Genomic DNA, 22,277 nt, shown 5'->3' on the forward strand with positions numbered 1-22,277 from the left:
AATTACTTAATTAAAAACTAAAGCCTTAAAATATGAAATTTTAAGGCTTTTATATTTAAACTCCGTAAACTCGAAATGGACCCAGTTTCATATTATACTTTCGCTGCGCGAATTGAAAATACCAGAATAATTTGTAATTAACCTCCAAGCCATAATCTATATTAGGCTGATAGTCAATAATGGTTTCATAAATACCAGAATTAAACCTAGATGGATTTTGCGCTCTCATATTCCACTCGGTTACGTAATACCTATTGCGAGTTTCAAGAAATTCTTTCGAATAAAAATTCATAGGTCGTGCGCGTGTATTCAAAAAGGTATTGAATCCAACATCAATAATAATAACTTCGTATTCTAAACTGTCATTCGCAATGCGAACCGGCTCTTCTTTTTGTGCAGCGTTATCGGCTGTGGCTACTGTTTGATTTTGTGTGCCGCAACTTACAATCAACAAGCTAGCAACGATGAAAATGTAAATGATACTTTTACCCATGACTCAACTATTTATTTTTTAGACGTATACTTACTTATAGAACTTTCTTTACAACTAATTATATTTACCACAAAAAACATTCCAAATTTCACTCTAGAAATCAAATTTTAGCTGGACATCAATAACCTCTTCTTTCTGCTTCGTATTGATATTTAGATTTGTAACCGAGATTCCTAATAATCGAACCGAATTATGCACTTTTTCTTGATATAAAAGTTCTTTTACGGTTTCTAACAATAAACTTTTATCGGTAACGAAATACGGTAGCGTCTTGCTACGTGTTTGTACAGAAAAATCACTGTATTTTATCTTTAAAGTTACTGTTTTTCCTGATACTTTTGATTTTTTAAGCCTATTTTCAAGCTCTTCAGCTATTCCATCGAGCTTTTCTAACATATATATTTCAGAGGTAAGATTTTCAATAAATGTACGTTCCGCAGCAATAGATTTTCTAATTCTATCAGGTTTTACTTTGCTATTATGAATTCCTCTTACAATATTATAATAGTACGCTCCAGATTTTTTGAAATGTTCAGTTAAAAACACTAATGATTTTTCCTTTAGGTCTTTCCCATTAAAAATTCCTAGGTTATACATTTTAGACGCAGTTACCTTACCAACACCATAGAATTTAGCAATTTCCAGTTCTTCTAAAAACCCAATGACCTCTTCTGGTGGTATTGTTTTTTGCCCATTTGGTTTATTAATATCTGAGGCCACTTTCGCAATAAATTTATTTATAGAGATCCCTGCAGAAGCTCTTAATCCAACTTTTTCATAAATTTCATTACGAATTTCTTTTGCTAATAACGTAGCTGAAGGGTGACCCTTCTTATTTTTTGTAACATCTAAATAGGCTTCATCTAGTGATAAGGGCTCAACTAGATCGGTATATTTAAAAAAGATGTCACGAATTTGTTTTGAGATCTCGCTGTACCTCTTAAACCTAGGCTTTACAAAAATCAAGTGAGGACAATTTTTTTGTGCCAAAACTCCACTCATGGCTGATCTCACTCCATATTTTCTTGCCTCATAGCTTGCCGCGGAAACAACACCTCTTTTACCTCCTCCTCCTACAGCTATTGGCTTCCCTCTAAGTTCAGGATCATCTAATTGTTCTACGGAAGCATAAAATGCATCCATATCTAAATGGATAATTTTTCGATATGGTGGCTGCAAATCCATTAAAAATCATTGATGGTTTTTAGACAAGGCGCTTAAAACATTCATAGCTTTAGATTTATCATCTTTTGACACAAAAATATGATCATGATAATAACCAGCTATAACATTGCAACTAATATTTTGTTCAGCTAAAGCCGATGAAAATGCTGCGGTTAAGCCAACAGCATTTAAAGATGAGTGAACTTTTAAAGTAATCCATGAGGCTATAAAATTATATTTGAGTTGTAGTAAATCTGCCTTTTGGCGTTCAAGAACTATCGTAGTTCCTTCGTTTTCCTTAAACATCCCAATAATATCCTCGTAACGAACTTCTTCTTCATTTTCCAAAGAAATAAAAACATATTCTCCCTCATTTACAAAAGGTTTCATCTCTGCTAACAGGGTTCTTAAATTAGTTTCACTACTCATCTTCCTAAAAATTTGAGTTATAAAAGTACTAAAACCAATAGTACACCTAAAGTTTCGTTCGTTAATATGGTCTTAAAATAAGAAAGCGCACCATTTTGGTGCGCTTTCTTATTTATATAATGATTTGTGAAATTTACACAATTCCTTGGGCCAACATAGCATCAGCTACTTTTACAAAGCCAGCAATATTCGCGCCACTCACATAGTCAACTGAGCCATCATCGTTCTTACCATATTTTACGCAAGAATTATGTATATCTTCCATGATTTGTTTCAATTTAGCATCTACCTCCTCACGTGTCCAACTTAAACGCAATGAATTTTGACTCATTTCTAAACCAGAAGTAGCAACACCACCGGCATTCGAGGCTTTACCCGGAGCAAATAAGATATTTGCTTTTTGGAATTCGTGAATTGCCTCTGGTGTAGATGGCATATTAGCGCCTTCTGCAACACAAATACAACCATTAGCAACAAGCGCTTGAGCAGCATCTCCATCTAATTCATTTTGCGTTGCACATGGCAAGGCTACATCACATTTCACGCCCCATGGTTTTTCACCTTTAAAGAATTTAGCAGAAGAATATTTATCTGTATACTCATGAATTCTACCTCGCTTCACATTCTTTAGCTCCATAATAAATGTTAGTTTTTCAGCATCTATTCCTTCTTCATCATAAATATATCCTGAAGAGTCAGACATAGTAACAACTTTACCTCCTAATTGAGTTGCTTTCTCACAAGCATATTGTGCCACATTACCCGAACCAGAAATTACAACAGTTTTCCCTTCAAAAGAATCGTTTCTAGTCTTTAGCATATTCTCTGCAAAATATACATCGCCGTAACCTGTTGCTTCTGGGCGAATTAAAGAACCTCCCCAAGAAGCACCTTTACCTGTTAATACGCCAGTAAACTCATTTCTTAATTTTTTATATTGTCCATATAAAAACCCGATTTCTCTTCCACCTACGCCAATATCTCCAGCAGGTACATCAGTATTTGGACCAATGTGTCTAAACAATTCACTCATAAAAGCATGGCAAAAACGCATGATTTCATTGTCTGATTTTCCTTTAGGATCAAAATCAGAACCACCTTTACCACCGCCCATAGGCAAGGTTGTCAATGAGTTTTTAAATACTTGCTCAAAAGCTAAGAATTTTAAAATACTTGCATTTACAGTAGGGTGAAAACGCAAACCACCTTTATAAGGGCCAATAGCTGAATTCATTTGAACTCTATATCCTCTATTTACCTGAATTTCTCCATTATCATCAACCCAACACACACGAAACGAAATCAAACGTTCTGGTTCAACCATACGTAATAAAATATTTTTCCCATGATAAATATCATGCTTAACAATATAAGGTATTACAGTTTCTGCAACTTCTTGTACCGCTTGTAAAAATTCTGGTTCATGGCCGTTACGCTTTTTTACCAGATCCATGAAAGCATTAATCTTTGATTCCATAATTTTAATATGATTATTGATAGTGTTTTTTAACGAATTATGAGTGCAAATGTAATTAAATTAGCAATATCATAATTCAAAATTAGAATTTATTTATGCTTAGCGAAAACGTTTGAATTCTAATAATCTAGGTTTTAAAATTCGTCATAAAAAACACAAAAAATTCTAAACAAAAAAACGTAAATTTGCCGTTCTAAATTTGATTTTAACAGATGCTAGATAAAGTAAAGGAACTGATTGGTGAAGTACAGAGTTTTAAAGCCACTTCTTTAGAAGATGTAGAAGCGTTTAGAATTAAATATCTGGGCTCTAAAGGAATTTTAAAAGAATTATTCGCAGACTTTAGAAATATTCCTAACGAGCAGAAGAAAGAATTTGGGCAATCAATTAACATGCTTAAAAAGACTGCCGAAGAAAAAGTTACCAGCCTAAAAGAAGCAATAGAAAACTCAACTGAAGACAAAAGTGCCTATGGCGATCTTACCAGACCGGCCGAGCCAATCGAACTAGGTTCTCGTCACCCAATATCTATTGTTAAAAATCAAATTGTTGATGTATTTTCTCGAATAGGGTTTACCATTTCTGAAGGATCGGAAATTGAAGATGATTGGCATAATTTTACGGCATTAAACTTACCAGAATACCATCCCGCCAGAGACATGCAGGATACTTTTTTTATTGAAAAGGATCCTGATATTTTATTACGAACGCATACTTCATCTGTACAAGTACGTTATATGGAAAATAACGAGCCTCCTATTCGTACGATTTCTCCAGGACGTGTATTCAGAAATGAAGATATTTCAGCACGTTCACATTGTATTTTTCATCAGGTGGAAGGTTTATATATAGATACCGATGTATCTTTCGCTGATCTAAAGCAAACACTTATTTACTTTACCAAAGAAATGTTTGGAAAATCTAAGATTCGTTTACGCCCTTCTTATTTTCCATTTACAGAACCTAGTGCAGAAGTTGATATTTATTGGGGATTAAAGACCGAGACTGATTATCGTATTACTAAAGGTACTGGATGGTTAGAGATAATGGGGTGCGGCATGGTTGACCCAAATGTTTTGAAAAATTGTAAAATTGATCCTCAAAAATATAGTGGATTTGCTTTCGGTATGGGAATTGAACGTATTGCCATGTTATTATATCAAATACCTGATATTAGAATGTTATTTGAAAATGATGTTCGTTTTTTAAGTCAATTTAAATCTATTATATAGCAAAATGGCTTTAAAAAAACATCTTGAAAAGCAAGGATATTACGCGGTTAAGTTAAAAAAAACAAAGACCAACCATTTCGAGCTAAAGGCTGAAATAAATGGTAAAAAAGGAAGATTCATCATTGATACTGGCGCTTCAAATTCTTGTGTTGGACTGGAAGAAGCTGAACTTTTTGAACTTACTACCGAAGAATCTGATCATAAAGCAACCGGTGCAGGAAATGCAGAAATTGACACACAGTTATCACAAAATAATAAGTTGACCATTGATAAATTTAAACTTAAAAAGGTAAATCTTATATTATTAGATTTATCTTATATTAATAATGCTTTAGTAAAACAAAAGGCAAAACCTGTTAACGGTATATTAGGCGCCGACATTTTAGAACGCGGTAAAGCCATTATCGATTACAATAAAAAACGACTATACCTTTCTAAATAATGAGTACTCCTTCTGATCATCGTTATAAATTACGTGGCGTTTCTGCCGCTAAAGAAGATGTGCATAATGCTATTAAAAATATTGACAAAGGACTTTTCCCAAAAGCCTTTTGCAAGATTGTTCCTGATTACCTTACGGGCGATGATGATTACTGTATTGTAATGCATGCAGATGGCGCTGGAACCAAATCATCGTTAGCTTATATGTATTGGAAAGAGACAGGTGATCTTTCTGTATGGAAAGGCATCGCTCAAGATGCGCTAATTATGAATATAGATGATTTACTTTGTGTTGGAGCAACAGACAACATATTGCTATCATCTACTATAGGTAGAAATAAAAGTTTAATACCGGGAGAAGTTTTATCTGCTATTATTAACGGTACCGAAGAATTACTAGATGATTTAAAAAAATTTGGTATTACCATCCATTCAACAGGAGGTGAAACCGCTGATGTTGGTGATTTAGTACGTACAATAATCGTTGACTCTACGGTTACTGCAAGAATGAAACGCAATGAAGTTATTGACAACTCAAATATTAAGGCTGGTGATGTGATTATCGGATTGGCATCATTTGGCCAAGCTACTTATGAGTCTGAATATAATGGAGGAATGGGAAGTAATGGATTAACTTCAGCACGTCATGATGTGTTTCACAATTATTTAGCCGATAAATACCCCGAAAGCTTTGATGATTCAGTTCCAAAAGAATTAGTTTATTCTGGAAATACCAAATTGACCGATGATGTAGAAGGCTCCTCAATAGATGCTGGAAAGTTGGTTTTATCGCCAACACGTACATATGCCCCTATCATTAAAGAAATTTTATCAAAGTACACATCAGAAGAAATTCACGGAATGGTACATTGTAGCGGCGGTGCGCAAACCAAAATTTTACACTTTGTAGATAATTTGCATATAATTAAAGATAGTTTGTTTGAAATGCCTCCTTTATTTAAGCTAATACAAGAGCAATCCAATACTAACTGGAAAGAGATGTATCAGGTATTTAATTGTGGTCATCGTATGGAAATTTACGTACCTAAAGAGATTGCGGAAGACATAATTACCATTTCAAAAAGTTTTAATGTAGATGCAAAAATTGTAGGTCGTGTTGAGGCACTTGATAACACAAAAAAGCTTACGATTAAAAGTGAGTACGGAGAATTTATATATAATTAAGTCTTAGCCTATACTATATGGTGCAGCTTAACATATTGTAAAAGAATTATTGTTTTAGCATCTTCAATTTCTCCTGTTCTTATCATTTTCATTGCTTTGTCAATATGAAATTCTAAAACTTCTATTTCTTCTTGTTCATTTTTTAGTCCGCCTCCCCGATGTTTTTTCATTGAAGCTTCATATTCACCAATAAAAAAATATGTTTTTTCTTTATCAGCTCCAGGAGTCATAAATACTTCAAAGAGTTTTTGTACTTCTTTTACCTCATACCCGGTTTCTTCCAATACTTCGCGTTTAATACAATCTTCAGCATTATCTTCATCTAACAAACCAGCACAAGCTTCTACCATCATACCTGTTTCATTCCCATTTAAATATGTTGGTATTCTAAATTGCCTAGTTAAAATAACGGTTTGTTTCAATTTATTAAATAATAAAATTGTCGCCCCATCTCCTTTGTCATATACTTCTCGCTTTTGCGATTCCCATACATCGTCTTGTCTTAAAAAATCAAAGGTATACTCGTACAAAGTGGCCCACTTTTGTGAAAGCACCTCTTTTCTTAAATTTCTTATCCTGTTGATTTGCATGTCTTATATTTATGGTGTAACAAAATACGGTATTTAAATACATATATCTCAAACAACTCAAATGATTTCACAATTTCTAAAATTAGAGTGGAAACAATACTTCCGTTCCTCATATTGGCAAACAGGTCTTGCAATAAAAATCTTAATGGGGTTTTTTGCAATTTATTTTTTAGTTTCATTTTTAGCAGTTGGTATTGGAGCTTTTTATTTTATCAAGGAGCAATTTCCCAGCAAAAATCCATTACATGTCGTTAACTCATTTTTAATTTTTGCTTTTTTAGGTGATTTAATTTTTCGCTACCTCATGCAAAAGTTGCCAGTAATGAATATCAAGCCTTTTCTCACCTTACCTGTTAAAAAAGACAAACTAGTTCATTATGTTTTAAGTAAATCTTCTTTTTCTTTTTTTAATATCTTAGGATTATTCTTCTATGTTCCTTTTGCTATGGTTTTACTTAAAGAAGGCTATGAAGTTAATGGCATATTAGGATGGCTGATTGCTATATTCTTTATCATACAAGCAATTAATTTTTTAAACTTTTTAATCAATAAGAGCAATATTGCTTTCTGGATTATTGTTGTTATAACGGTTGTTTTAATAGCATCACATAATTACAATATTTTTGACACTACCATATACAGCGAAAAAATATTCAACGCTTTTATAAACAATCCTATTCTTGCTGTGGTACCTTTATTATTAACAGTTGTTCTTTATTATTTAAACTATAAATTACTCAAAAACAAAATATACCTGGATGATGCCGTTGCCACAAAAACTAAAGAGGCTAGTACAGCAGAATTAGCATGGACCGATAAATTAGGGGATGTTGCTCCCTTCATAAAAAATGACATAAGGTTAATATGGAGAAATAAAAGAACCAAGACGCTTTTCTTTATGTCATTTATATTTTTGTTTTATGGTTTAATTTTCTTTGATAATCCTGTTTACAAAGACAAAATGCCAGGCTTTTTATTATTTGCCGCCTTGTTTGTAACTGGAGGATTTGCATTAAATTATGGTCAGTTTATACCAGCTTGGGACAGCTCACACTATAAATTGCTAATGAGTCAGAACATCCGTTATCGTAAGTTTTTAGAAAGTAAATGGTTCTTGATGGTATCTATGACAGGAATTCTTTATTTTTTGAGTCTACCATATTTATATTATGGATTGAATATATTTTTAATGATCACCGCTGGAGCTATTTTTAATATTGGTTTTAACTCTTTATTCTTACTATATGCAGGTTCATTTAACAGAAAGAGAATTGATCTTGAAAAAAGTGGATTCTCTAATATGCAAGGCACAAGTGCAACCCAATTTATTATCATTATTCCTTTAATGCTGTTTCCGGTTTTAATTTTTTGGATCTTTAGTAAACTTATCCATTTTAATGCAGGCATAGTTGCGATCGCATTGGTTGGAATAGCAGGACTAATCTTTAGAAATTACTTTATGGACTTAATCGTTAAAAAATATATTAGAGATAAATATGATGCTATTAGTGCATTTGAACAAAAATCATAATCAAACAAACAACTACTCATGATATTAACTAAAAATATTACAAAAAAATATAGCAAAGAAGCTACAGTTCTAAACATAGAATCACTAGAAATACCTAAAGGTCAAAGTTTTGGTCTTGTTGGAAACAATGGAGCCGGAAAAACTACTTATTTCAATTTGTTACTTGATCTAATAAGACCTTCAACTGGCGAAATAACAGTAAACGGGATTACGGTTAATAAGAGTGAAGAATGGAAATCATTTACAGGTTCTTTCATAGATGAAAGCTTTTTAATTAGCTATTTAACTCCTGAAGAATATTTCAGCTTTATAGGTAATCTTCGTGGAATGAATAAAGCCGATGTTTCTTCTTTCTTATTTCAGTTTGAAGAGTTTTTTAACGACGAAATTTTAGGAAAGAAAAAATATTTACGTGATCTTTCTAAAGGAAATCAGAAAAAAGCAGGTATTGTCGCTTCTATGATGGGAAATCCAGAATTAATAATTTTAGATGAGCCTTTTGCTAACCTTGACCCCACAACCCAAATTCGTTTAAAGAAAATTATTAAAACACTTACTGACAATGGAGATATTACTATTTTAATTTCCAGCCACGATTTAAGTCATATTACAGAAGTTTGTGAGCGCATTGTTGTTTTAGATAAAGGTGAGGTAGTAAAAGATATCAAAACGTCCAATGAAACTTTAAAGGAATTGGAGAATTATTTCACCGCCTAAGCAAACAAAATAATTAAAAATACTTCTTCTTTTTATTTGTACTTTTACCCTTTTATTGCAATAATTAATTATAAACCTAGTTAAAGAAATAAATAACTCTGTATTTTGAAAAAAGGTTTTGGGTTTGGTCTATTTTTTAGTGGCATTTTACTTTTAATATTTAGCTGCTCAACAAAAAAAGACACCTTTGTTAATCGCAGTTTTCATTCTGTTACTACCAAATACAATGTTTTGTATAATGGTCAGGTTGCTTATGACCAAGCTAAACAGCAAATAGATGATCAGTACAACGACAATTTCTGGGAAGTTTTACCAATTGAACCATTAAAAATTGAAGAAGAAAAGCTGGAAACACCGCTGTTACCTGGTCAGCAAAAAGAAATTCCTGAAGAAAACGCACAAGGTTTTGAAAAGGCCGAATTAAAAGCCATAAAAGCTATTCAGAAACATTCCATGGATATTAATGGAAGAGAACGCAATAAACAAATTGATGATGCTTACTTGTTATTAGGAAAAACACGTTATTATTCCCAACGTTTTGTACCCGCTTTGGAGGCTTTTAATTTTATTTTAGGTTCTTATACAGATCCAAATTTAAGAGACGAAACCAAAGTTTGGCAGGCTAAGACACTCATTCGCTTGCAAAATGAAAAACTCGCATTAGAAACTTTAGGTATTTTAATAAAAAGTAATAGCGCCCCACTTAGCATTATAGAAGACGCGCATGTTGCCACTGCCCTAGCATATCAATCTTTAGATAGTACGCAACTTGTAATTAAGCATCTAGATAGCGCGATATTCTTTTCTGTAAATCCAAAACAAAAAGCACGTAACTTATTTATTTTAGGTCAGCTTTACCGGCAAGAACAAAAAATTGATTCTTCGAATATCGCTTTTGAGAAGCTCATTAATTTTAAGAAGGCTCCATATAGGTATAAGATACATGCTCAAATAGATCGAGCAAAGAATTTTAGTGCTACCGATAGCACGGAACTTGTACTAAAGAACTTATATAAACTTATTAAAAATAGAGACAACCGCCCTTATTTAGATGAGCTTTATTATCAAACCGGGCTTATTGAATTAGCAAATAATAATGACTCCGTCGCAATTGTAAATCTCAACAAATCGTTACAATCAAAAGATGCAAAACTATATCAGCAAGAACTTACCTATGAAGCTTTGGGTAATCTTTATTTTGACAAAGCCGATTTTCAACTTGCTGGATCATATTATGATAGCGTGTTGAATATTACTGAGAGTCAAAATAATAAAAGAATAAGACGACTTGTTCGTAAGAGAAAAAGTCTAGACGACGTTATTCTTTTTGAAAATGTTGCACACGTTAACGATAGTATTTTATATGTAGCTTCTTTGAATGAAGAAGAACAAAAAAAATACTATCAAGACCATATTGATCAACTAAAAGCCGCTGCAGAAGAAGCCAAGCGAAAAGAAGAAGAATCGATTATTAATTCAGGTTTTGGTAATCTCACTAATGATTCATCAAAAGATGCCAATAAAGGAGGGAAGTTCTATTTTTACAATGTTAGAGTTTCTGGCTTTGGCAAACAGGAATTTAAAAAAGTATGGGGAAATCGCCCGTTAGAAGACAATTGGCGATTATCAGACAAAACTGTTATTAATATTAATCCTCAAACGAATGAAGTTGCCTCGCAGAATACAGTTGATGACACACAAAAATTTGAATTAAATTACTATCTAGATCAGGTCCCTAAAGATCCTTCAGAGCTAGATTCTATTGCAGACTTAAGAAATGACGCCTATTATCAATTAGGTTTATCTTATAAAGAACAGTTCAAAGAGTATGAATTGGCGGCCGATAGATTTGAGAAATTATTAAGCTATCAACCAAAGGAAAACCTTTTACTGCCAATTAAATATCATCTGTATAAAGTTTATGAAAATATAGATGCCGATAAGAGCAATAAATATAAAAACGAAATCGTTACTAATTACCCAGATTCAAAATATGCAACTATTATTTCGAATCCAGAAGAAGTACTAACATTTTCTGATAAAGAAAATACACCAGAAGATGTTTATTACGATGTTTATTGTGATTATGAGTATGAACATTATGAACGTTCTTTAGAAAAAACTGAAAAAGCGTTAAAGCAGTTTGAGGATTTACCTATTATTCCTAAATTTGAACTGCTTAAAGCATACCTCTTATTAAAAACAAAAGGTAAAGAAGCTTTTGAAGAATCGTTAAATTTTGTAGCACTAAATTATGCTAATACAGAAGAAGGAAAACATGCTACAGAACTATTATCTGGCTTCAAACAAGAAGTAAAAGATCCGAATAAAAATTTGCCTATAAAGAAGAAAAGTTTAAACGCTCCCCCTAATAACCCAAAAAGAAAGAATTAAAAACAGGAGTCAAACTTTAAAATTAAAATTATGTTTTCTGAGAAAAGATCAACACCCGGCGGAGGCCCAACCCTTGAGAGAAATATTATTGGCAAAAACACTTCATTCGTAGGCGACATCAAATCTGAAGGAGATTTTAGAATTGATGGCAATGTACAAGGAACTATTAAAACACGTGGCAGAGTCGTAATTGGCCAGGCAGGATCGGTAGATGGAACTATTGAGTGTACAAATGCTGATATAGAAGGAAAATTTTCTGGCAACCTATCTGTTGATCAGTTATTATCATTAAAATCAACGGCCAATATTTCCGGTGAAGTAGTATTAGGCAAACTTTCTGTAGAACCAGGAGCTACCTTTAATGCTTCTTGTAACATGAAAGGTTCTGTCAAGGCCTTAAAGAATAATGAGCCAAAAGAAGAGCACAAAACCGCCTAAAAGGCCAATCAATTCTTACGCAAGATACTCTGGTATTGTTATACAAATGCTAGTTATTATTGGATTAGGAACTTATGCTGGAATTAAGTTAGACGAATATTATCCTAATGAGCATAAGGCCTTTTCAATCATACTTTCACTAGCATCAGTTATCTTATCTATTGTTTTTGTTGTAAGACGTATTATTGCAGCCTCAAAAGATGATAAATGAATTCTATTTTTAAAAAAAGACAACTTTCCTTTTTTTTACAACTTGCGGGTATAACAGTACTATCATTAGCAATTCATAGCTACATTTTGTACTACTTTTTTGATGGTACATTATTCTTTCCTATATGGCATATATACACCTTCTTATTTATTGTAACTTTTTTAATTTATACATTAGTTAATTATAGGTATTCTAATGGTAAAACTGAGGTCTTTAATTTTTTTATGATGGCCACCTTATTAAAAATGATCCTCGCATTATTATTTTTACTCCCTCTTATACTTTCTGACTTCAAATCAAAAAAAATAGACGTTGTTAATTTCTTTATTCCTTATTTTCTTTTTCTCGCTTTTGAAGTCTATTCTATTAGTAAATTTTTACAAAATAACCCTACTGAAAATCAATGAAATAAACCTTGAATTTTTATTCAAAAATTATACGTAAATATTGTTTGTTGTTTCGTAGAATGTCCTTACATTTGCACGGAATTTTTAGAGACATATATTTATAATTATACAAGTAATGCAAATCAACATCTTTAGAACTCTTTTATTAGGATTGTTTTTGTCTTTTTCCTTAACCGGATTTGCTTCAGACAAAGAAGAAGAATCGTCAAAAGAAGGCGAAAAATTTGACCCTAAAGAAATGATTTTGCATCACGTAAAGGATGCTCATGGATTTCACTTGTGGGATTGGAATGGACATGCAGTTTCAATACCATTACCTGTAATCTTATGGACGGACAATGGTTTAACTACATTTATGTCTTCTGCTTTTCATCATGACGATTCTGGGAAAGTGATTGTTGAAGCTAATGGAGGTAAGTTTGTGAAAATTCACGAAAAAATTTATCAACTAAACAACGGTGCTGACGTAGTTCAATTCGATGAAGAACATCATCCTACAAATGCTAAAAAGCCAATAAACATTTCAATAACCCGAAATGTTTTAATGCTATTTGTTTCTGCTATATTACTTATGCTCTTATTCATTTCTGCAGCAAGGAGTTATGCAAAATCAAAAGATGGAGTTCCTACAGGTTTAGCTGGTTTCTTAGAACCACTTGTAGTATTCGTTCGTGACGAGATAGCCAAGCCAATGATTGGTGAGCACAAATACAAGAAATACATGCCATACTTATTGACTATATTTTTCTTTATATGGATCAATAATATTTTTGGATTAATTCCAATTTTCAACGGAGCAAATTTAAGTGGTAATATCGCTTTTACTATGACTTTAGCGTTATTCACCTTTATCATAACAACATTAAGCGGTAATAAAAATTACTGGAAACATATTTTCTGGATGCCTGGAGTTCCAGTTCCAATGAAAATATTTTTAATGCCTATTGAGATCATAGGTATGTTCGTAAAACCAATTTCGTTAATGATTCGTTTATTCGCGAACATTACTGCTGGTCACGTAATTGTTTTAGCACTTATGTCATTAATATTTGTGTTCAAATCATATTTGGTGGCTCCCGTATCTATTGGTTTTACTTTGTTTATAACAGTAATTGAAATTATTGTTACAGCAATACAAGCATATATATTTACAATTTTGTCAGCCCTATATTTTGGAATGGCAACAGAAGAAGAACATCATTAATTAATTTAAATTTTATATTATGACTATTACTGGAATTGCAGCTATTGGAGCTGGTTTAGCAGCGATCGGAGCTGGTTTAGGTATTGGTAAAATTGGTGGACAAGCTATGGAAGCTATGGCACGTCAACCTGAAATGCACGGTAAGATACAATCTTCTGCATTAATTTTAGCAGCCTTCGTAGAAGCGGTAGCACTATTTGGTGTTGTTGTAGCTTTCTTACAAGGATAAAAAAACGAAAATATAGAAGTAACGGTTGGTTACTTCTATATTTTTAATAAAATTTAAATTATAAAACATATAAAGAAATGGATTTAATTACACCTGGTTTTGGACTTGTTTTTTGGACAGCAATTACTTTCTTAATCTTATTGTTCATATTAAGAAAATTTGCTTGGAAACCCATTTTAGGAGCGGTTAACGATCGTGAAGAATCTATTAAAGATGCATTAGCTCAAGCAGCGAAGGCTCGTGAAGAAATGGAAAATTTAAAATCTGATAATGAAAAGATTTTAAAAGAAGCCAGAGCTGAGAGAGATACCATGCTTAAAGAAGCTCGCGAGATCAAAGATAATATGATAAACGAAGCGAAAGATGAGGCGAAAGCTCAAGCTAATAAAATGATTGAGCAAGCTAAAGCTTCTATAGAAAATGAAAAACTAGCTGCTATTACCGATTTAAAAAATCAAGTAGCTGATCTTTCTATTGATATTGCCGAAAAAGTGGTAAAAAAAGAGCTTTCTACTAAAGATAAACAAATAGAATTAGTAGAAGACATGTTAGGCGACATCAAATTAAACTAATCATTTTAAGACTGATTGATCAATGAAACAGACAAGAGCAGCTATACGATACGCCAAAGCACTTTTAAACTTATCAATTGATACGAATAAGGCTGATGAGGTAAATAAAAATATGATAGCTATTTCTTCAACTATTGAAGAAAACAAAGATCTTGATATCATGCTAAATAGCCCCATCATAAAGGCTAGCGTTAAAAAAGATACTTTATTGGCTATTTTTAGTAATCTTGATAATATATCTAAAGGATTAATCAATCAATTAGTTGAAAACAAAAGATTGGCTATACTAGAGAACATAGCTAAACAGTATACTATTATATATGATCATTACAAAGGAACTCAAATAGCTAGAGTTACTTCTGCTATTCCTTTGACTGATGAATTAAAAGAAAAAGTACTTGCAAAAGTAAAAGAGATTGTAGGTAAGAAAGTTACCTTAGAAAATATTGTTGATCCTACAATTATTGGAGGTTTTATCCTTAAAGTTGGAGACAAGCAATATGATGCAAGTATACAAGGAAAAATGAACAATTTACGTAGACAGTTCGATGATAACTTATACGTACCAAATTTTTAAAATAGCATAAATCAATAAAATGGCAACAATAAAACCAGCTGAAGTATCAGCAATTCTAAAACAACAACTTTCAGGTTTTGATGGCAAAGCAACACTTGATGAAGTTGGAACAGTATTACAAGTAGGTGATGGTATTGCGCGTGTATATGGTTTAGCCAATGCGCAGTATGGTGAATTGGTACAATTCGATAACGGATTAGAAGGTATCGTATTGAACCTAGAAGAAGACAATGTTGGTGTGGTACTTTTAGGAGCTTCAACAGAAATTAAAGAAGGCGCTACGGTAAAACGCACTGAGCGTATTGCTTCGTTACGTGTAGGTGAAGGAATTGTTGGTAGAGTAGTAAATACTTTAGGAGAGCCAATAGATGGTAAAGGCCCTATTGATGGCGAAACTTATGAAATGCCTTTGGAGCGTAAAGCACCTGGGGTTATCTACCGTGAGCCAGTAACCGAACCATTGCAAACTGGTATTAAATCAGTAGATGCAATGATTCCTATTGGTAGAGGTCAACGTGAGTTAATTATTGGTGACCGTCAAACTGGTAAATCTACTGTTGCTCTTGATACGATCTTAAATCAAAAAGAATTTTATGATGCCGGAGAGCCTGTATATTGTATCTATGTTGCCATTGGTCAAAAAGGTTCTACGGTAGCTGCTATTGCTAACATGTTAGAAGAAAAAGGCGCATTAGCATATACAACGATTGTTGCTGCAAATGCTTCTGACCCCGCTCCTATGCAGGTATATGCTCCAATGGCAGGTGCTGCAATTGGTGAATATTTTAGAGATACTGGTAGACCAGCTTTAATTATCTATGATGATTTATCAAAACAAGCTGTGGCATATCGTGAAGTATCGTTATTATTAAGAAGACCTCCAGGACGTGAAGCATACCCTGGTGACGTATTCTACTTACACTCAAGATTATTAGAGCGTGCGGCGAAAGTTATTAATGATGATACTATTGCTGCTCAAATGAATGACGTACCTGATTCTTTAAAAGGTAAAGTAAAAGGTGGTGGTTCGTTAACAGCCTTACCAATTATTGAAACGCAAGCAGGTGACGTATCAGCATATATTCCAACAAACGTAATTTCTATTACCGACGGACAGATTTTCTTAGAGTCAGATCTTTTCAACTCTGGTGTACGTCCGGCAATTAATGTTGGTATTTCTGTATCACGTGTTGGTGGTTCTGCGCAGATTAAATCAATGAAAAAAGTTGCAGGTACTTTAAAACTTGACCAAGCACAATATCGTGAATTAGAAGCATTTGCTAAGTTCGGATCTGATTTAGATGCAGCTACTATGAACGTTATTGAAAAAGGTAAGCGTAATGTTGAGATCTTAAAACAAGCTCAAAATGATCCGTTTACAGTAGAAGATCAGGTAGCAATTATCTATGCAGGTTCTAAAAACTTGTTAAGAGACGTACCTGTAGATAAAGTAAAAGAGTTTGAAAAAGACTTTTTAGCTTACTTAAATGCAAAACATAGAGATACTTTAGATACTTTAAAAGCTGGTAAATTAACAGATGAAGCATTAAAAGTATTAGAAGATACAGCTAAAGAAATTTCAGCGAAATACGCTTAATTAAGATTTTAGTATTGAGTATTGAGATGTTAGATCTCTCAATACTTAGTACTCAGTACTAAATACTCAATAAAAATATGGCAAACTTAAAGGAAATACGTAACAGAATTACATCGATTGGTTCAACCATGCAGATTACAAGCGCCATGAAAATGGTATCGGCAGCAAAGTTGAAAAAAGCCCAAGATGCAATTACTGCTATGCGACCATATTCAAATAAATTAACTGAGTTATTGCAAAATTTAAGCGCAACTCTTGATAGTGATTCGGGAGGCGTATATGCGAGTGAGCGCGAGGTAAATAAAGTACTTTTAGTCGCTATTACCTCAAATAGAGGATTATGTGGTGCTTTTAACTCATCAATTATTAAAAAATCTGTGGAAACTATCACTACTGATTTTAGTGGTAAACAGGTTGATATTTATGCTATTGGCAAAAAAGGGAACGATCTTTTATCAAAAGAATATAATGTTGTTGCAAACAAAAGTGAGCTTTTTGACGATCTAACATTTGTAAATGCGGCTGCAATTGCAGAAGAATTAATGACTTATTTTGCCGAAGGTAATTATGATAAGATCGTAGTTGTTTATAATAAGTTTAAAAATGCAGCTACGCAGATAGCAACAATAGAGCAGTTCTTACCAATCGTTCCAGCAGAAAAAGATGCCAATGCTAACTTAGATTATATTTTTGAGCCCTCAAAAGAAGAGATCGTTCAAGGGTTAATTCCTAAGTCACTAAAGACACAATTATATAAAGCGGTAAGAGATTCTTTTGCTGCTGAGCACGGTGCTCGTATGACAGCGATGCATAAAGCAACCGATAATGCCAAAGAATTGCGCGATGACCTGTTACTTACGTATAACAAAGCGCGTCAAGCGGCTATTACCAATGAAATCTTGGAGATTGTAGGTGGTGCCGAGGCTCTGAATGGATAAATAGTAGTATAAATCTATATATAATCAACACCCAAAGTTTGTTAACTTTGGGTGTTTTTATTTTCACCAATAATGAAAGTACTTTTACTAGATTCCAATCATGAAATTTTAAAATCCAGATTAGAAAATCTTGGTTTTCAGTGCGATGAAGACTTTGTTTCTTCCAAAGAAGCTATTGAGCAAAAAATTAGTCATTATGACGGTATTGTTATAAGAAGTCGGTTTACTATTGATAAAACCTTTCTCGATAAAGCTAGATCATTAAAATTTATCGGCCGTGTAGGTGCAGGTTTAGAAAATATTGATTGTGAATACGCCACTGCAAAACAAATAGAATTAATCTCAGCTCCTGAGGGTAATAGAAATGCTGTAGGAGAACATTCATTGGGTATGTTGCTTTCATTATTCAACAAATTGAATAAGGCCGATCGCGAAGTACGTCAAGGAAAATGGCTCCGAGAAGCAAACCGAGGAATCGAATTAGATGGAAAAACCGTTGGACTCATAGGTTATGGAAACATGGGAAAAGCCTTTGCAAAAAAACTAAAAGGATTCGACGTGCAAGTGATTTGCTATGACATTCTTCCCAATAAAGGAGATGAAAATTGTAAGCAGGTATCACTTCAAGAGTTACAAGAAAAAACCGACATTTTAAGCTTGCATACTCCACAAACCGAATTAACCATTAATATGGTAAATAGCGAATTTATTAATGCCTTTAAAAAACCTTTCTGGCTTATTAATACCGCAAGGGGCAAAAGTGTAGTAACTAAAGACCTTGTAACTGCCATAAAATACAACAAAATTTTGGGCGCCGGATTGGATGTTCTTGAATTTGAAAAATCATCTTTCGAGAACTTATTTGAAGAAAAAGAGCTACCGGAGGCCTTTCAATATTTAATCAATTCAGATAGCGTATTATTAACTCCACATGTAGCCGGATGGACCATAGAAAGTAAAGAAAAATTAGCCCATACAATTGTTGATAAGATAAAAGCAAAATTTTGCTAACTTGCTTTTGTGAAAAAGACAATCTTTGTTTTTGGCGGTATCATACTTGCTTTACTGCTTCTTTTTAGAATTAGCCAACACACCTATTTATCTGGTAATCTTGGTATAGAAATTATTATCTCCATTATTGCATTGGTATTTTTCTTTATTGGTTTATATATCAATAAAAAGCAGCCTAAAAAAGCTATAGAACCTAAAAAGGTTGATCAACAAAAAATAAAAGAACTTAACCTAAGCAATCGAGAATATGAAGTACTTTGTGAAATCGCTAAAGGGCTCTCTAATAAAGAGATTGCGGCGAAGCTATTTGTTTCAGAAAGCACAATAAAAACACATGTTTCTAATTTATTAATCAAGTTGGACGCCAAGCGTAGAACAGAAGCTATTAAGATTTCCAAGGAGCTACATATTCTTCCATTTTAAGCACTTTAGAACTAAAGTATGAGAATTTTGGTACTTTAGTATGAGTCAATTCTTGATACTTACCGGTAGTTTTGTGGTATCAAAATTTAATAATCATGAAAAAAACAGTTATTAACTACGGCATCAAGAGTGCCATTGCAATTGTCATACTATTTATATTGGCATTAACTCTTGGTAAAAATCTGTCGTATGGCCTGCAAGAAGTAATAGGCTATACAAGTATGGTCTTATCTTTATTATTTGTTTTCTTTGGTATTAAACACTATAGAGATCGTGAAAATAATGGAGTTGTATCTTTTAGCAAAGCACTTTTAATTGGTATTTTAATTACATTGTTTGCTGCACTCGCTTTTGGCATTATTGATTTGATTTATATAAAATATATTAATCCTGATTTTACGGCTGAATATTATGCACGCTCAATTGAAGAAGCTAAGAATTCTTTATCGGGAGTTGATCTTGAAGCAAAGCTGGCCGAAATGGAATCTCAAAAAGAGCTATTTATGAATCCTTTCTTCAGCTTTTTATTAATGTCTTTAACTGTATTCTTAATAGGGTTCATTATTTCATTAATTTCATCATTAATTTTACAACGTAAACAACCTATAAACTAAATATCATGCAATACTTAGCCAATACTGTTGATGAATATATAGCACAAATTCCTGAGGAAAGAAAAGCTCCAATACGTAAATTACGACAGATCATTTTAGATAATTTACCTAAAGGATTTGAAGAAGGCATTAATTATAAAATGATTGGATATTATGTACCACATACGAAATATCCGGCCGGATATCATTGTGACCCTAAACTACCGTTACCATTTATGAATGTTGCCTCTCAAAAAAACTCTATAAATTTATACCATAGTGGTATTTATGCAGATGAAAAACTATTAAACTGGTTTGTATCTGAATTTCCTAAGCATAGTAAGCGAAAGTTAGATATGGGTAAAAGTTGTATTCGCTTTAAACATATTGATGAAATTCCTTATGATCTGATTGGAGAATTAGTAAAAAAAATGACGGCCGAAGATTGGATAAACCTTTACGAAAAAGCAATTAAGAAATAACATATACGCGTACTCACAGGAACAATAAAACAGCATTAATCATGAAAAAAAGAGTTACTGGAATTGGTGGATTATTCTTTAAATCTAAGAATCCTGAAGCGGCCAAAGATTGGTACAAAAAGCATTTAGGGTTTAATACAGATCAATGGGGTTGTACATTTTGGTGGAAAGATAAAGAAGGAAGCGATTGTTCAACACAATGGGGTCCTTTTAAAGCTGATACTACCTATTTTGAACCTTCCAAAAAGGATTTCATGTTCAATTATCGCGTTGAGAACTTAGTAGAATTACTTGAAGAACTGAAGAAAGAAGGTGTAACCGTAATCGGGAAAATAGAAGAATATGATTATGGTAAATTTGGCTGGATCATGGACCTTGATGGCAACAAAATAGAATTATGGGAGCCTAAGGATGCAGCATTTTTATAATTTTTGCTTTTTCAATTAGCTCTAATGTTGTTTGATAAAGGGGTTTAGTTTCCATTTTACTTTTTAGCCATGCGTAAAAACTCATTACAAAAATGTCTTCACGCTTGGCATCCACCCAAATAAAAGAAGCTCTTACCTTATTATAGAATTTTTCAGTGGTCACTAATTGAGGGTTCAAATAATAATATTCAACCAACTTGAGAAAGGCCATAACGCGTTCTTGTTTTATCTCCTTTAAATATAGTGAGTATTGCCTTCTAAAGCTTAATAATCTAGATTCAAACAACTCAAAATTTTCCTTTTCTAAGTATAATAATATTTCAATTAAATTCTTTTTTAACACCCACTCTTTTCCTGCCTTTTTTATGTACCATTTATCTGTATGATAAAATTTTGATAGCAAGTTTGAGGCTTCAGAAATAGATCCTTTTTGAAAATAAAAGACAATAAGACTAAGTTTAACATCTAGAAATGATTCAAGATCTTTATGTTTTTTATTTATTAATGGTTCTAAGATATTTATCGCCCTATCTTGATCACTAGTATAGTTATAATTTAACGAAATTAAAAGTTTGTATTTAAGTTCGAAGCGCTTATAATACTTACCTCTTATTTTCAGCATCTCCACCCTCATTAGATTGAGATAATGCAATGACTTTTCAAACTTTTTGTTTCTAAAAAAAGTATTCGAAATCATATACAATATTTGTATATAATAAAACAATTGAGCTTCTTTATTAGTGTTATTTTTTATGGTCTTAAAAACCCTTAAAACAAAAGGTTCAATCTGTAAATAATCTTTAGTTACGAAGGCTGAAATACTTGCAATGGTAAGTAATTGATATATTGATTTTAAAGACAATGCATTTAGGCTTCTAATATTGTGCGCTTTTAATTCTCTCTCTAGAATCTCTTGAAAATCAAGAATTTTATTTTCGTAGGCAATCGCGTTTAAAGCTTTTCGAATTTTGGCATAGACAATATTAAGTTCCTCTTCTAAATAATATAGCCTTTGATTCTTCTTAAACGCATCAATCAGGGTATCTAAGCTTTTATCAGAAAAAACATGTGAGTATTGAATCTCTAAATGATAAATTTCATTTAAATAAGGATAAAGCTGATGTTCGATTGCCAGTATTTTTGCTTTTTCCAGCAACTTAAATGATGTTTTATAGTTCTGCTGCTCCAAAAAAGTGCGGGAAACCAAAATATATTTTATAATCTGTATTTTTTCAGTCGCTTCTTCTTCTAGATTTATGCCAGCAAGATAATCTATTACAGAACTATATAATCGTTTACATAAGACGTAATAAGCGTTCTTACTATTACCTTTATATAGTTTAAAATTAATCTCTTTTGAAGTCAATTTATCATCCAACAAATATTTAAACAACCGTATGTTCTTTACATCGCTTCTCTTATTTTTCCTCTCTAAATAACTAATAAAGTTCTTTTGTTCTTCTATAGAAAGAATGGAAACTATCAATCTTAATTCATTCATTATATCATTAGAT

The 22,277-nt window shown here is 32.6% G+C and carries 25 protein-coding genes; 19 read left to right on the top strand and 6 right to left on the bottom strand.

Annotated elements, in window-relative coordinates; translation table 11 throughout:
* Positions 1-55: 55 nt before the first annotated feature.
* The 4 genes from AC1EUU_RS08375 to gdhA form a co-directional block, all read right to left on the bottom strand.
* Positions 56-493, bottom strand: coding sequence for a DUF6146 family protein (locus AC1EUU_RS08375; protein ID WP_480200964.1), 438 nt, complete (start codon positions 491-493; stop codon positions 56-58).
* Positions 494-586: 93 nt separating this feature from the next.
* On the bottom strand, positions 587-1,678 hold the full coding sequence (dinB, locus tag AC1EUU_RS08380; RefSeq protein WP_480200965.1) for a DNA polymerase IV: 1,092 nt from the start codon (positions 1,676-1,678) through the stop codon (positions 587-589).
* A gap of 6 nt (positions 1,679-1,684) precedes the next feature.
* Positions 1,685-2,086 carry an ACT domain-containing protein gene (locus tag AC1EUU_RS08385; RefSeq protein ID WP_480200966.1) on the bottom strand — a complete coding sequence of 134 codons (402 nt, stop codon included), beginning with the start codon at positions 2,084-2,086 and terminating at the stop codon, positions 1,685-1,687.
* 133 nt (positions 2,087-2,219) lie between these two features.
* Complete coding sequence (gdhA, locus tag AC1EUU_RS08390; protein WP_480200967.1) at positions 2,220-3,563, bottom strand: NADP-specific glutamate dehydrogenase; 1,344 nt, start codon at positions 3,561-3,563, stop codon at positions 2,220-2,222.
* Positions 3,564-3,775: 212 nt separating this feature from the next.
* On the opposite strand from gdhA, the gene pheS reads away from it, so the two are divergent.
* The 3 genes from pheS to AC1EUU_RS08405 are packed head-to-tail and all read left to right on the top strand — an operon-like array spanning position 3,776 to position 6,421.
* Positions 3,776-4,795, top strand: a complete 1,020-nt coding sequence (gene pheS / locus AC1EUU_RS08395; protein WP_480200968.1) for a phenylalanine--tRNA ligase subunit alpha — start codon at positions 3,776-3,778, stop codon at positions 4,793-4,795.
* A gap of 4 nt (positions 4,796-4,799) precedes the next feature.
* Entirely contained in the window at positions 4,800-5,237 is a 438-nt protein-coding gene (locus AC1EUU_RS08400; RefSeq protein ID WP_480200969.1) for a retropepsin-like aspartic protease family protein, read from the top strand.
* Entirely contained in the window at positions 5,237-6,421 is a 1,185-nt protein-coding gene (locus AC1EUU_RS08405) for an AIR synthase related protein (protein ID WP_480200970.1), read from the top strand. The genes AC1EUU_RS08400 and AC1EUU_RS08405 overlap by 1 nt, the downstream gene beginning before the upstream one ends.
* Before the next feature lie 8 nt (positions 6,422-6,429).
* On the opposite strand, the gene AC1EUU_RS08410 is transcribed toward AC1EUU_RS08405, so the two are convergent.
* Complete coding sequence (locus AC1EUU_RS08410) at positions 6,430-7,011, bottom strand: NUDIX domain-containing protein (RefSeq protein ID WP_480200971.1); 582 nt, start codon at positions 7,009-7,011, stop codon at positions 6,430-6,432.
* A 61-nt stretch (positions 7,012-7,072) separates the two neighbouring features.
* Here AC1EUU_RS08410 and AC1EUU_RS08415 point away from each other — a divergent pair, with 61 nt between their 5' ends.
* From AC1EUU_RS08415 to AC1EUU_RS08490, 16 genes are all read left to right on the top strand, one after another.
* Positions 7,073-8,542 (top strand): DUF5687 family protein, encoded by a 1,470-nt coding sequence (locus AC1EUU_RS08415; RefSeq protein ID WP_480200972.1) that lies wholly within the window; start codon positions 7,073-7,075, stop codon positions 8,540-8,542.
* Between the two features lie 18 nt (positions 8,543-8,560).
* The gene (locus AC1EUU_RS08420) at positions 8,561-9,259 is read left to right on the top strand and encodes an ABC transporter ATP-binding protein (protein WP_480200973.1); all 699 of its coding nucleotides are present in this window, start codon (positions 8,561-8,563) and stop codon (positions 9,257-9,259) included.
* Between the two features lie 105 nt (positions 9,260-9,364).
* Complete coding sequence (gene porW, locus AC1EUU_RS08425) at positions 9,365-11,653, top strand: type IX secretion system periplasmic lipoprotein PorW/SprE (RefSeq protein ID WP_480200974.1); 2,289 nt, start codon at positions 9,365-9,367, stop codon at positions 11,651-11,653.
* A 30-nt stretch (positions 11,654-11,683) separates the two neighbouring features.
* Positions 11,684-12,091 carry a bactofilin family protein gene (locus AC1EUU_RS08430; protein ID WP_480200975.1) on the top strand — a complete coding sequence of 136 codons (408 nt, stop codon included), beginning with the start codon at positions 11,684-11,686 and terminating at the stop codon, positions 12,089-12,091.
* Positions 12,060-12,302 (top strand): AtpZ/AtpI family protein, encoded by a 243-nt coding sequence (locus AC1EUU_RS08435; RefSeq protein WP_480200976.1) that lies wholly within the window; start codon positions 12,060-12,062, stop codon positions 12,300-12,302. The genes AC1EUU_RS08430 and AC1EUU_RS08435 overlap by 32 nt, the downstream gene beginning before the upstream one ends.
* Before the next feature lie 522 nt (positions 12,303-12,824).
* On the top strand, positions 12,825-13,913 hold the full coding sequence (gene atpB, locus AC1EUU_RS08440; protein WP_480200977.1) for a F0F1 ATP synthase subunit A: 1,089 nt from the start codon (positions 12,825-12,827) through the stop codon (positions 13,911-13,913).
* Between the two features lie 19 nt (positions 13,914-13,932).
* Positions 13,933-14,142: an ATP synthase F0 subunit C gene (atpE, locus tag AC1EUU_RS08445; protein WP_480194135.1), complete on the top strand. Its 210-nt coding sequence runs from the start codon at positions 13,933-13,935 to the stop codon at positions 14,140-14,142.
* Between the two features lie 77 nt (positions 14,143-14,219).
* Entirely contained in the window at positions 14,220-14,714 is a 495-nt protein-coding gene (locus tag AC1EUU_RS08450; RefSeq protein ID WP_480200978.1) for a F0F1 ATP synthase subunit B, read from the top strand.
* 22 nt (positions 14,715-14,736) lie between these two features.
* Complete coding sequence (atpH, locus tag AC1EUU_RS08455; protein ID WP_480200979.1) at positions 14,737-15,291, top strand: ATP synthase F1 subunit delta; 555 nt, start codon at positions 14,737-14,739, stop codon at positions 15,289-15,291.
* A gap of 19 nt (positions 15,292-15,310) precedes the next feature.
* Positions 15,311-16,888 (top strand): F0F1 ATP synthase subunit alpha, encoded by a 1,578-nt coding sequence (atpA, locus tag AC1EUU_RS08460; RefSeq protein WP_480200980.1) that lies wholly within the window; start codon positions 15,311-15,313, stop codon positions 16,886-16,888.
* Positions 16,889-16,965: 77 nt separating this feature from the next.
* A complete protein-coding gene (gene atpG, locus AC1EUU_RS08465; protein ID WP_480200981.1) occupies positions 16,966-17,826 on the top strand; it encodes an ATP synthase F1 subunit gamma in 861 nt (286 codons plus the stop codon).
* Between the two features lie 72 nt (positions 17,827-17,898).
* Positions 17,899-18,837 carry a 2-hydroxyacid dehydrogenase gene (locus AC1EUU_RS08470; RefSeq protein WP_480200982.1) on the top strand — a complete coding sequence of 313 codons (939 nt, stop codon included), beginning with the start codon at positions 17,899-17,901 and terminating at the stop codon, positions 18,835-18,837.
* 9 nt (positions 18,838-18,846) lie between these two features.
* Positions 18,847-19,260: a response regulator transcription factor gene (locus AC1EUU_RS08475; RefSeq protein ID WP_480200983.1), complete on the top strand. Its 414-nt coding sequence runs from the start codon at positions 18,847-18,849 to the stop codon at positions 19,258-19,260.
* A gap of 95 nt (positions 19,261-19,355) precedes the next feature.
* Positions 19,356-19,874, top strand: a complete 519-nt coding sequence (locus tag AC1EUU_RS08480; protein ID WP_480200984.1) for a DUF4199 domain-containing protein — start codon at positions 19,356-19,358, stop codon at positions 19,872-19,874.
* Positions 19,875-19,879: 5 nt separating this feature from the next.
* On the top strand, positions 19,880-20,335 hold the full coding sequence (locus tag AC1EUU_RS08485) for a DUF1801 domain-containing protein (protein WP_480200985.1): 456 nt from the start codon (positions 19,880-19,882) through the stop codon (positions 20,333-20,335).
* A 41-nt stretch (positions 20,336-20,376) separates the two neighbouring features.
* Positions 20,377-20,763, top strand: a complete 387-nt coding sequence (locus AC1EUU_RS08490; protein WP_480200986.1) for a VOC family protein — start codon at positions 20,377-20,379, stop codon at positions 20,761-20,763.
* Here AC1EUU_RS08490 and AC1EUU_RS08495 read toward each other — a convergent pair.
* Positions 20,741-22,264, bottom strand: coding sequence for a hypothetical protein (locus AC1EUU_RS08495; RefSeq protein WP_480200987.1), 1,524 nt, complete (start codon positions 22,262-22,264; stop codon positions 20,741-20,743). The genes AC1EUU_RS08490 and AC1EUU_RS08495 overlap by 23 nt on opposite strands.
* Between the last annotated feature and the right edge of the window lie 13 nt (positions 22,265-22,277).

Source organism: Maritimimonas sp. 2205BS37-2 (assembly GCF_056591755.1).

Bases quoted from the DNA above. Each gene is read 5' to 3' on its own strand.
- AC1EUU_RS08375 (WP_480200964.1), bottom strand. From the start codon at position 493: ATGGGTAAAAGTATCATTTACATTTTCATCGTTGCTAGCTTGTTGATT.
- dinB (WP_480200965.1), bottom strand. From the start codon at position 1,678: ATGGATTTGCAGCCACCATATCGAAAAATTATCCATTTAGATATGGAT.
- AC1EUU_RS08385 (WP_480200966.1), bottom strand. From the start codon at position 2,086: ATGAGTAGTGAAACTAATTTAAGAACCCTGTTAGCAGAGATGAAACCT.
- gdhA (WP_480200967.1), bottom strand. From the start codon at position 3,563: ATGGAATCAAAGATTAATGCTTTCATGGATCTGGTAAAAAAGCGTAAC.
- pheS (WP_480200968.1), top strand. From the start codon at position 3,776: ATGCTAGATAAAGTAAAGGAACTGATTGGTGAAGTACAGAGTTTTAAA.
- AC1EUU_RS08400 (WP_480200969.1), top strand. From the start codon at position 4,800: ATGGCTTTAAAAAAACATCTTGAAAAGCAAGGATATTACGCGGTTAAG.
- AC1EUU_RS08405 (WP_480200970.1), top strand. From the start codon at position 5,237: ATGAGTACTCCTTCTGATCATCGTTATAAATTACGTGGCGTTTCTGCC.
- AC1EUU_RS08410 (WP_480200971.1), bottom strand. From the start codon at position 7,011: ATGCAAATCAACAGGATAAGAAATTTAAGAAAAGAGGTGCTTTCACAA.
- AC1EUU_RS08415 (WP_480200972.1), top strand. From the start codon at position 7,073: ATGATTTCACAATTTCTAAAATTAGAGTGGAAACAATACTTCCGTTCC.
- AC1EUU_RS08420 (WP_480200973.1), top strand. From the start codon at position 8,561: ATGATATTAACTAAAAATATTACAAAAAAATATAGCAAAGAAGCTACA.
- AC1EUU_RS08430 (WP_480200975.1), top strand. From the start codon at position 11,684: ATGTTTTCTGAGAAAAGATCAACACCCGGCGGAGGCCCAACCCTTGAG.
- AC1EUU_RS08435 (WP_480200976.1), top strand. From the start codon at position 12,060: ATGAGCCAAAAGAAGAGCACAAAACCGCCTAAAAGGCCAATCAATTCT.
- atpB (WP_480200977.1), top strand. From the start codon at position 12,825: ATGCAAATCAACATCTTTAGAACTCTTTTATTAGGATTGTTTTTGTCT.
- atpE (WP_480194135.1), top strand. From the start codon at position 13,933: ATGACTATTACTGGAATTGCAGCTATTGGAGCTGGTTTAGCAGCGATC.
- AC1EUU_RS08450 (WP_480200978.1), top strand. From the start codon at position 14,220: ATGGATTTAATTACACCTGGTTTTGGACTTGTTTTTTGGACAGCAATT.
- atpH (WP_480200979.1), top strand. From the start codon at position 14,737: ATGAAACAGACAAGAGCAGCTATACGATACGCCAAAGCACTTTTAAAC.
- atpA (WP_480200980.1), top strand. From the start codon at position 15,311: ATGGCAACAATAAAACCAGCTGAAGTATCAGCAATTCTAAAACAACAA.
- atpG (WP_480200981.1), top strand. From the start codon at position 16,966: ATGGCAAACTTAAAGGAAATACGTAACAGAATTACATCGATTGGTTCA.
- AC1EUU_RS08470 (WP_480200982.1), top strand. From the start codon at position 17,899: ATGAAAGTACTTTTACTAGATTCCAATCATGAAATTTTAAAATCCAGA.
- AC1EUU_RS08480 (WP_480200984.1), top strand. From the start codon at position 19,356: ATGAAAAAAACAGTTATTAACTACGGCATCAAGAGTGCCATTGCAATT.
- AC1EUU_RS08485 (WP_480200985.1), top strand. From the start codon at position 19,880: ATGCAATACTTAGCCAATACTGTTGATGAATATATAGCACAAATTCCT.
- AC1EUU_RS08490 (WP_480200986.1), top strand. From the start codon at position 20,377: ATGAAAAAAAGAGTTACTGGAATTGGTGGATTATTCTTTAAATCTAAG.
- AC1EUU_RS08495 (WP_480200987.1), bottom strand. From the start codon at position 22,264: ATGAATGAATTAAGATTGATAGTTTCCATTCTTTCTATAGAAGAACAA.